Source organism: Candidatus Peregrinibacteria bacterium (genome assembly GCA_016220175.1).
GTDB lineage: Bacteria > Patescibacteriota > Gracilibacteria > CAIRYL01 > CAIRYL01 > JACRHZ01.
Genome location: JACRHZ010000045.1, coordinates 1 through 8,291, shown reverse-complemented (window position 1 = coordinate 8,291; position 8,291 = coordinate 1). Strand labels below are relative to the sequence as shown.

Genomic DNA, 8,291 nt, shown 5'->3' with positions numbered 1-8,291 from the left:
ATGTTCTGCTTTGAATAGTATGACTGCTCTCGGAATGCCAAAAAGTTACAAAATAGTATGAAAACCTTAGAAAAAGAAAATTGCTCTTTCCTGAGTCTCTATATTATGATTTGTGCAACAAAGCCATTAGGAATTAGGAATAAAGAACCTTTATGAGAATCTACTTCTGAGTTGCCTCTGAAAATCCATTCGTCCAGTCCGTAATTTTTCCGTCTAGTAATGGAACAGGGGATTTGGTGATACGAAGACTTTGGACGACGAGTATTCCACCTTGTTTTTTTACCGTTTCCTCAAGCATTTTGGCAGATTCAAGGTGGTATTCTTTTTCATATTTTGGATCTCCAAGTCCAATAATGGCAAATTTTTTCCCCGCGAGATTCGTATTTTTCAGTGTTTGAAGAAAAGGAACAAAATCCGGTTGCATGACTCCATGACCATATGTTGGCGCTGCAAGAATTGTCACATCATATTTTTCGAGATCCGAAATAACGCTTTTCTCTACACGTTCAATCTGAACTGCATGGGTTTTTTGTGTAAGAATATTTCCCACAAAATCAACAACGATTTCTGTATTTCCTCCCGTGGAACCAAAAATTATCAAAACTGATTTCATTCCAATTGCTAAAATCTTCCTTTATTGTAGCACAAAATGGAGAAATTCTGTAGGATTTTTGCGAAAAATCTTCATTATTATGAAACTTTCTTTTTCTCAAATATCATCCTTTCTTGAACAGTATTTTTGGATAGTATTTTTTCTCGGATTTCTCCTCGGCATTTTCTTTCCGGAATACGGAAAAAACGGCATATTTGTTCTCAATGGGATTCTTTTTGTAATTTTATTTTTAGTATTTTTTCGAATCGATACTTCGGAAGTTTTGCGTCAGGTCAAAAAGCCGATACTTCTCATTTACCTCACCATTCTCTTCCTTATTGTTTTTCCTGTCGCTGTATTCCTCATTTCGGAGAAATTTTTTCCGGATTTTGCTTTGGCACTTCTTCTTATTTCTGCAGTGCCTCCCGGAGTCTCGACACCGGTTCTCACAGACTTTGTAAAGGGAAATATTCCTTTGTCCTTAGCAATTCTTGTGATTCAGCATCTTGTGCTCCCATTCACTCTTCCTCCTCTTTTCTTTTTGCTTTCCGGTGTTCATGTGGAGATTCCTCTCATGGATATGTTTCAGAGGCTTGTAATCCTTATTTTTCTTCCGATCCTAGCAGCGGAAATATGTAAAAAAATTTTCCCGCCAATGTTTTCAAAAACAATCCGAACACATGGGAAAAGCATAAACATCATATTCCTCTTTTTTCTTTTTTATTTTGTTGCAGCTCCTTATTCAGAATATTTTTTCCGTGATTTCTCCGGAATTTGGAAACAACTTTTGCTCCTTTTTCCACTCTTTCTGATCTTTCATTGTTTTGGATATTTTTCGTATTTTTGGGGCAATTTCTCAGATAAAGTTACGGTTTCCATATCGAAAACATATATGAATAATGGTATTGCAATTGTTCTCGCGGCGAACTTTTTTCCACCAGAAGTTGTATTTTTCGCTGTCCTTTCTGAATTTCCTTGGATTCTTATGATGTTTCCATTTCGGTGGATAGTCGAACGAACAAAAGAAAAATTAAATAAAAATTAAACAAGATTCCGTTTTTTGAAAAAATCTTTCAAATCTTTTTGCATTTTTTTTCCCCCATGCTATGATCTCAACAATTTTCAAACACGCTTCTTCATAATGTCCCATGTGTGAAGAAGTTTTTTTCTCTTTTATCCCCATCCTATGTTCTCGCAAAATTCTTACTTTTCGCGGAAGATTTTTTTCGGAAGTCTGCTTTTGTTTTCCTTTCTTTTCGCGTTCTCTTTTTTGAATGCGGAAATCGTGTCTGCTGCAAGTCAAACTTCTGATGACGCTAGTATATATCGCCAGTTTCCAGATGAAGTTGGAAAAAGTGATAGCCTTCTCGATTTGGAATTTGGATGGGTATCTTGTCAAGATTCTGACGGAGGGATGAATCAGTTTGAAAGGGGGACGGTAAATGCGACATTACGCCTCGGAAGGCACAATAAAGATTTTGTCTTTCGAGATTATAATATTGGTCACAATAACCTCATTATTGAATTTTATTGTCGTGAAGAAAAACCAAAACGAAAAATTATTGCCTGTGAATTTGGTCGAGGAAATGGAGCATGTATTCAGCCAGTATCAACGGCCGATGTTGGCATTTCAAAAACTGCAGATCGTCAAAGTACGACTCTCGGAGCGGTCGTTACCTACACTCTTGATTATATAAATCTTGGTCCAAAAGCCACAACAGAAGTCCAAATATCTGATGCACTTGATGAACATCTCGGCAATATTCAATTTGTTTCTGTGCCAAGTGGAGTGAATTGTGCTTTGAGTGGAACAGGATTTGAATGTGCTGATGCAAATATATTTGGAGTGGGAGAAGTGCGACAAGTGGTATATACCGCCCAAGCCCTCGTGGCAGGCTCTGGGATGAATACAGTAGAAATCGTCTCAAATCTCGAAGATCCAGATGCAGCCAATAACACTGATGAAGTAATTGTTGAGATTGCAAACCCGCCATCTGCTGATGTCAGCATTCTTAAAACTGCTGATCATACCGATGCAACTCTTGGTGATGTAGTAACGTATACTCTCGAATATACAAATCTTGGAGCAAGCTCTACAACTGGAGTTCGAATTGTTGATGCGTTTGATGAACATTTGGGAAATATAATTTTTGTAGCAACTCCAAGTTCTGTGAGCTGTGTTATGGGAGTTGGATCTTTTGAGTGCACCGATGCTATTATATTCAGTGTTGGAGAAGTGCGACAAATTGTGTATACAGCGGAAGCAATTGTCGCAGGAAGCGGAATAAATGTTGTAGAAGTAAGTTCTGACCTCGAAGATCCCAATGGAGCAAATAATACTGATGATTTCATGGTGGTAATTCAAAATCCTCCAAGTGCTGACGTTGCAGTGACAAAAACTGCAGACCTTCAAAATGTTCTCGTGAATGGAGTGGTGACCTACACGGTGAGTTATGTAAATCTTGGTCCTGACTTTGCAACGGTACAACTTACAGATACTCTTGATGCCCATTTCGGAAATGTACAATTTGTGACTGTTCCAGCTGGAGTAAATTGTGTTCTGAGTGGAACTGGATTTGAATGTGCAGATGCAAATGAGTTTGGAGGAAACGAAGTGAGAGAGATCGTGTATACAGCAGAAGCCCTAGTTGTGGGAGTAGGAATGAATAGTATCGTGATTAGTTCAGATGTTTTTGATCCAGATCTCGGAAATAATGCACAAGATATTTCTGTGCAAGTTACAGAGCCAGAGCCAACTTCTATCACTTTTGCCATGAGTAATGATCCCGTAGAATTTATTCCCGGAACGACGGATGCCGTCTTTGGAACATTTTCCGTAATCAATAATTCTCGAGAACCAATTCATATTGCAGAAGAACATACGATGCTTAAGGTAAATTATGGAAGTTGCACCATTACCGATGCCTTTGATACCTTCGCCAATGTCGCGCTTGTAGATGTTCAAAGTGGAGAAACAGTTCTCGGACCAGTATATTTGTCATATATCAATGGAGCTCCGATCGCGGTATTTCCTCAAGGATTTGATATGCAAGTTGGCGCAACTTCCAATTTCAACATTACGGGAGTGGTAACCTCACTTGCAAATGTTGGATGCCAATTTACTTTTGAACTTCTCATGCCAGAAATGGAAATTCATGGTCTCACTTCTGGAACAATTTCCACCGGTGGACCTGCTGGAACCGGACCACATCAAATTTTACCGGTAGAAAATCCGGTTGGAGGAACAATTACGATTATTCCAGAAACATTCTCGCTTACTCAGATCAGCACTGCCGATCATTCATATACTGCAGGAACAAATGAAGCCCTTGTATGGAATGGAGTACTCACCTCAAATGTCTCTGAAGATCTTTCTTTGGGCGCTTTGACCTTCGAGAATGTTGAAACTGGTAATGCGGGAAAACTTTCTTTATGTCATCTTTTCCGTCGTGATGGAAATGAATCAGCATTCTTTGATCTCGGAGGAGTTTCACTTGATGCGAACAATCATTTTGTTTCCTCTGCGGAAGGATCTCAAATTCGTGCAAAAGCACATGTGGAATTAAGGGTTCTTTGCGATGTTTCAGCAGATGTTTCTGAGACAAATACCGTGCAGCTGAATCTTAATGCAGCAGAGAGTGCATTTGAGAATGCTGCTGGTGAAGTTCGTCATCTAAAAAATGATCCAACGACACGAGGATGGAAAAATTACCTGCATGAGTAAAATGTGATTGAGAATTGAAAGAAAGACCTGCTCTGAAAAGAGTAGGTCTTTTTCATTTGACGCGGAATCGCTAGCACTCTACAATAAAGAGTGCTAATATTATCACATATTATGAAAGCAGAAAAATTCACGCTTAAGCTTTCTGAAGCTCTTCAAGAAGCACAATCATCGGCAAATGTTTTGAGTCATGCCTTCGTTACGAATTATCATCTCCTCAAGGCATTTCTTGAACAAGAAAATGGAATTGTTCCACAAATTCTTCTCAAAATTGGAATAAAGCCGGATATTGTTTTGAATGCCGTACAGCAAAAAATAAACACGCTTCCAAAAACTGAAGGAGCGGAATTATCTTTTGAAAAAGAAGTACAAAAAGTTTTGCTCGAAGCAGAAAAAATTATGGCGAAAATGAAGGAAGAATTTCTTTCTGTTGATCATGTTTTTCTCGCAATGGCAACGGTGAAAGGCACTTCGATAAAAAATGAAATTTTCGATGCCTACGCTATTACCGCTGGAGAGATTGAAAAGGTCGTGAGTCTCCTCCGAGAAACTTCTTCAGTTCAGGGAAGAGAAGGAGGAGAGCATCAAGGAAAAGCTCTGGAGAAATATGGAATCAATCTTACGAAACTTGCCGCAGAAGGAAAAATTGATCCCGTCATCGGACGAGATGATGAAATTCGCCGAACGATTCAAATTCTTTCTCGTCGGACAAAAAATAATCCCGTTCTCATCGGAGATCCGGGAGTCGGAAAAACGGCGATTGTGGAAGGTCTTTCAAAAAAAATTATTGATCGCGATGTTCCCGATGCACTCATAAACAAGGAAATTATTTCTCTCGATATGGGAGCAATTCTAGCCGGAGCGATGTATCGTGGTGATTTTGAAAAGCGACTCAAAGAAGTGATCAAAGAAGTAGAGAAATCGAGTGGGCAGATTATTTTGTTTATTGATGAACTCCACACCATTGTCGGCGCCGGAAAAACGGAAGGCTCCCCTGATGCAGGGAATCTTCTCAAACCAGCTCTCGCTCGTGGTTCGCTTCACGCAATCGGCGCGACAACAATTAAGGAATATCGCCAGCATATAGAAAAAGATGCCGCGCTCGAACGAAGATTTCAGCCAGTTCTTGTTGATCAGCCGAGCGTCGAAGATACCATTGCCATTCTTCGTGGAATAAAAGAACGCTACGAAATGCACCATGGCATTCGTATTTCTGATCCCGCAATTATTGCGGCGGCAGAACTTTCCAATCGATATATTTCTGATCGCCAACTTCCCGATAAAGCTATTGATCTTATCGACGAGGCCGCATCCGCTCTCAAAATGGAACTCACGAGCGAACCTGTGGAACTCGAACGGAAAAAGAAAAAGCTCATCACTCTCGAAATTGAAAAAGAAGCACTGAAAAAAGAGAAAGATGCGGTGAGCAAAAAACGTTTTTCTGAAGTTCAGGAAGATATTGCGAATCTGAGAGAAGAGGTGAAAGCGTTTGAACTTACGTTTCGTCAGGAAAAGGGAAAACTCACAAATGTGGCGGCTCTTCGAGAAGAGTATGAAAAAGCGAAGTTTGAAGCTCAGAAAAGCGAAAGAGAATCGAATCTTCAAAGAGCTGCAGAACTGAGGTACGGTGTTCTCCCGGGACTCGAGAAAAAAATTCAAGCTGCAGAAAAGGAAATCGAAAAACTCCAAGAAAAAGGAAAATCATATCTTCGAGAAGTCGTTATTCCAGAAGATATTGCGGCAGTAATTTCCAAATGGACCGGAATTCCCGTCACCAAACTCGTGGAATCAGAAAAGCAAAAACTTCTTCGACTCGAAGAAGAATTGTCGAAGGCAGTCGTCAGCCAAAAAGACGCCATTCATTCCGTTGCAAATGCCATTCGTCGTTCGCGAGCTGGGCTTTCGGATGAACATAAACCCGTGGGATCATTTCTCTTTCTCGGACCAACGGGAGTCGGAAAAACTCAGCTTGCCAAAGCGCTCGCAACATTTTTGTTTAATGACGAACATGCGATGATTCGCATTGATATGTCGGAATACATGGAGAAATTTTCCATTCAACGTCTTATTGGTGCGCCTCCGGGATATGTCGGTTACGAAGAAGGAGGTCAGCTCACCGATGCGGTTCGAAGAAAACCATTTAGCGTCATTTTATTTGATGAAATTGAAAAAGCTCATCCAGATATATGGAATGTGCTTTTGCAGGTTTTGGATGATGGACGACTCACGGATTCAAAAGGACGAACGGTGGATTTCAAAAATACGATTATTATCATGACATCAAATATCGGCTCTCATCTGATTCTCGAAGAAAAGAGCGAAAAAGTTTCCGCAATTCTTCGCCAGCAAATAGTTGAAATTCTCCGAAAATCATTCCGCCCAGAATTTTTAAATCGTCTCAATGACATTGTGATTTTTGAAAAGTTGAACAAGAAAGATATTGCTCAAATTGTTGATCTTGAGCTCCAAAAAGTGGTGCACCGTTTGGCGCAGAAAGGGCTCAAAGTGGAGTTTGATCCAACAATTACCGAATATCTTCTCGCGACAGGGTTTGATCCGCAATTCGGCGCACGTTCTCTCAAACGAATTATTGAAAAAGAAGTCGTGGACGAACTCGCGAAGATTCTTCTCGAAGGGAAAATCGACACGGAGAAGGAGATGAAAGTGAAGGTGGAGAAGAGGAAGGTGGTGGTGGGGTAGGCTTTACTCATTTTTTTGCCTAAATTTTCTTCAGAATTTCTCTATAATTCATCCGATTTACAATAAATTAATGAATAAATCAACATATATCCTAAATGTTAGCAGTATTTCTCCTCACGGCGTAAGTTTAGAAGGAATAGGAAGAGGGTTAGTCTTAAGAAATGCTGGCGATAAATCTAGAGGTCAAGTAATACTGGAAATTAATAATAACCGTTATATGAGTTTAATTCTCGAAATGATTAGTATTTATCTTGATGTTGGGATTGTAGAAGTTGAACATATCATTAACAACGGCTCGTATACTGCATTTGAGGAAAGAGTTGTGGTTCATGAAAAAATAAAAACAGACATCAATGTAGAAGTTTTAAAGGATAAGAATATTCAAGCTGAAATAAAGAAAATCTTTGAAAAAATTATTTCGTTGAGAGAGTCTAGAAAGACAAGCGACATTAAGAAAATTTTTAAATTAGACAATTTGATTTCTACTTACCATAGAGCCCTTCTGTTACAATATAATTTTCCAGAAGAAAGCTATCTTAACCTTTTTAGAATACTAGATGCTTTGGGCAACAAAGAAACAGCCTTTTATTTCTCGGATGCAGTTTTGAGAAGAATGAGCAAAAGTTTTAGAAAAAAACATTACGATGAAATGCTAAAAAATGGATATTATAAAAATTTCCATTTGATTATTAGTGATAAAATTTTCAACAATCTTCTACGAAGCAAGAGGAAGGATAAAAAAATCCTTAATATACTCGGTATGCATAATAAAAATAAAATAGGTCGCTTATTTTTTGTCGCATTATATTCTTTGTATCAACACAGGAATCAGTATCTTCATGCAGGCTTTCGATTCCCGCCAAAGGTAAGAAAAAATCATACTTTCTCAAAGTATTTTGGAGATGATCACGATGTAAACATCTGCCATCCCATTATAAAATCTTCAAAAAAAGGCTCTACAAGAATCGAAATAAAAATGGTTGGATATTCCGATCTGTTTGAGAAGGCGATAAGAAGTCGAACTTTTAGAATTCTTCCGAAAAAAAGCAGGCGTAATTTATACCTCATGTTGCCAGCGTGGAACTTTCTCCAAGAGATGACAAAAGAGATCCTTCTAAATACGCTAAAAAGGATTCATTACCTAGAGTCTAAGAATTAACAGTGATAAGAGATAGGAGGTTTGGTTTTTGGAAAGTGAGGAGAAACTCTGAGACGGCTTCGATGAGTTTTTTGAAGGAAGTGAAGCAGTGATTGTGAGTTACTTCAAATCGTAACCAT

Annotated in this window: 5 protein-coding genes; 4 read left to right on the top strand and 1 reads right to left on the bottom strand. The window is 38.9% G+C overall.

The features are described from left to right. Positions 1-160: 160 nt before the first annotated feature. On the bottom strand, positions 161-613 hold the full coding sequence (locus tag HZA38_03760; GenBank protein MBI5414608.1) for a flavodoxin domain-containing protein: 453 nt from the start codon (positions 611-613) through the stop codon (positions 161-163). 79 nt (positions 614-692) lie between these two features. Between HZA38_03760 and HZA38_03755 the strand changes: the two genes are divergently transcribed. The 4 genes from HZA38_03755 to HZA38_03740 all read left to right on the top strand — a co-directional run bounded on the left by HZA38_03755 (position 693) and on the right by HZA38_03740 (position 8,172). Beyond that, the gene (locus HZA38_03755) at positions 693-1,637 is read left to right on the top strand and encodes a bile acid:sodium symporter (GenBank protein ID MBI5414607.1); all 945 of its coding nucleotides are present in this window, start codon (positions 693-695) and stop codon (positions 1,635-1,637) included. A gap of 240 nt (positions 1,638-1,877) precedes the next feature. Beyond that, positions 1,878-4,316 (top strand): DUF11 domain-containing protein, encoded by a 2,439-nt coding sequence (locus tag HZA38_03750; GenBank protein MBI5414606.1) that lies wholly within the window; start codon positions 1,878-1,880, stop codon positions 4,314-4,316. Between the two features lie 111 nt (positions 4,317-4,427). Next, positions 4,428-7,013, top strand: coding sequence for an AAA family ATPase (locus HZA38_03745; protein MBI5414605.1), 2,586 nt, complete (start codon positions 4,428-4,430; stop codon positions 7,011-7,013). 70 nt (positions 7,014-7,083) lie between these two features. Further along, entirely contained in the window at positions 7,084-8,172 is a 1,089-nt protein-coding gene (locus tag HZA38_03740) for a hypothetical protein (GenBank protein ID MBI5414604.1), read from the top strand. Positions 8,173-8,291 lie beyond the last annotated feature (119 nt).

What these genes read in the sequence shown, in the direction of transcription:
- HZA38_03745 (MBI5414605.1), top strand. Translation starts at nt 4,428, where the DNA reads ATGAAAGCAGAAAAATTCACGCTTAAGCTTTCTGAAGCTCTTCAAGAA.
- HZA38_03760 (MBI5414608.1), bottom strand. Translation starts at nt 613, where the DNA reads ATGAAATCAGTTTTGATAATTTTTGGTTCCACGGGAGGAAATACAGAA.
- HZA38_03740 (MBI5414604.1), top strand. Translation starts at nt 7,084, where the DNA reads ATGAATAAATCAACATATATCCTAAATGTTAGCAGTATTTCTCCTCAC.
- HZA38_03755 (MBI5414607.1), top strand. Translation starts at nt 693, where the DNA reads ATGAAACTTTCTTTTTCTCAAATATCATCCTTTCTTGAACAGTATTTT.